Origin of the sequence: Macromonas bipunctata, from assembly GCF_002837135.1 — a bacterium.
Classification (GTDB): Bacteria; Pseudomonadota; Gammaproteobacteria; order Burkholderiales; family Burkholderiaceae_C; genus Macromonas_A; species Macromonas_A bipunctata.
Window position 1 is genome coordinate 1 of the sequence record NZ_NWBQ01000021.1, and the last position, 2,027, is coordinate 2,027.

Sequence of the window (2,027 nt, forward strand, 5' to 3'; positions counted from 1 at the left end):
GGCTGATGCGTTGCCCACATCCGTCAGGCCAAACGGTTCGGAACTGGCGGACAACACAAAGACCGGCGGGTGGGTGGCCACATCGTTGTCGGTGATGGTCACAATCAACGGCTTAACAGCCAGATTGTTGTAGTTGGTGTCGGTGCTGGTCACGGTGTGGCCAATAACGCCGGTGTGGGTGCCTTCGCCCACGGTGTCGTCCACCGCTGTCACGGTCACGGTTTGCGCCACGTTCCAGTTGGCTGTGGTGAAAGTCAGCGTGGTGGTGCTAAGGCTGACTTGGCCGTTGGTGTCGTCCAGCGTGACCACCACATCAGCGGTCGGTTTGGTGGCCAACTGCACGGTGTAGGTGTCACCCGTGGTGTCGCCTTCGCTCACGCGGGTGTCGTCGCCCGTGGGGGTTATCACCAGCCCAGGGTTGACGTTGAGGAACAACTTAACAACGCCATCGTCGTTGCCGATAAAGGCATCGAGGTCGCCGTCGGCATCAATGTCCACAAAGGTGGGGCTGGCAATAAAGCCCACATCGCTCAGACCCCAAGGGTTGGTGCTGACCGCAGCAAAAGCGGCACTGCTGGCATTGCCCGTGTTGCGGAAGAACAGCGTGTTGCCGATGTTTTCGCCAATAAAGGCATCCAAGTCGCCATCGGCATCGATGTCGGCAAGGGTGGGCGATGAAAAGCTGCCTACATCCGTCAGACCAAAGGGGTTGGAGGTAGCAGCGGCAAAAGCGGCGCTGCTGGCGTTGCCCGTGTTGCGGAAGAACAGCGTGTTGCCGTTGTTTACGCCAATAAAGGCATCCAAGTCGCCATCGGCATCGATGTCGGCAAAGGTGGGCAATGAAAAGCTGCCTACATCCGTCAGACCAAAGGGGTTGGAGGTAGCAGCGGCAAAAGCGGCGCTGCTGGCGTTGCCCGTGTTGCGGAAGAACTGCGTGTTGCCGTCGTAGTCACCCACAAAGGCATCGAGGTCGCCGTCGGCATCAATGTCCACAAAGGTGGGGCTGGCAATAAAGCCCACATCGCTCAGACCCCAAGGGTTGGTGCTGACCGCAGCAAAAGCGGCGCTGCTGGCGTTGCCCGTGTTGCGGAAGAACTGCGTGTTGCCGTCGTAGGCACCCACAAAGGCATCAAGGTCGCCATCGCCGTCGATGTCCACCAGCGTGGGGCTGGCATAAAGCCCCACATCACTCAGGCCAAACGGTGCCGCACTGGTGGCACCGGTGTATTGAAGAAAGTTGGGGTTGCCGGTGGGCAAGTCGTTGTCGGTGATGGTCACAATCAACGGCTTAACAGCCAGATTGTTGTAGTTACCGTCGGTGCTGGTCACGGTGTGACCAATGGTGCCGGTGTGGGTGCCTTCGCCCACGGTGTCGTTGCGGGCGGTAACAGTGACGGTTTGCGCCGCGTTCCAGTTAGCCGTGGTGAAGGTCAGCGTGGGTTGGTCAAACGTGACCTGGCCGTTGGTGTCATCCAAGGTGATGGTGACATCGGCGGTGGGCGCGCTGTCAAGCACGACGGTGTAGGTGTCGGTGGCCCCGCCTTCGGTGACTTGGGTGCTGCCGCCGCTTGGGGTGATGGTGACACCGGGGGGGACAATGTTTTCGAAGAATTTGATCACACCATCATAGTTGCCGATGAAAGCATCAAGGTCGCCATCGCCGTCGATGTCGGCAAGGGTGGGCGATGACGAGTAGCCTACATCCGTCAGACCAAAGGGGTTGGAGGTAGCAGCGGCAAAAGCGGCGCTGCTGGCGTTGCCCGTGTTGCGGAAGAACAGTGTGTTGCCACTCCATTCGCCCACAAAGGCGTCGAGGTCGCCATCGCCATCAATGTCTGCAAAGGTGGGAGCGGCGGAGGTGCCCACATCAGCCAAGCCAAAGGAGTTGTAGCTGGCCGCAGCAAAAGAGGGGTTGCTGGCCGTTCCCGTGTTTCGGAAGAACAGCGTGTTGCCCTGCTGGTCGCCCACAAAGGCATCCAAGTCACCATCGCCATCAATGTCTGCAAAGGTGGGAGCGGCGTAGGAGC

Annotated in this window: 1 protein-coding gene; it reads right to left on the reverse strand. The window is 59.6% G+C overall.

Features of this window, described 5'->3' with window-relative positions; all coding sequences use genetic code 11:
* The coding region (locus tag CON76_RS03420; RefSeq protein ID WP_205758168.1) for an FG-GAP repeat domain-containing protein at positions 1-2,027 on the reverse strand (2,027 nt) is incomplete at both ends.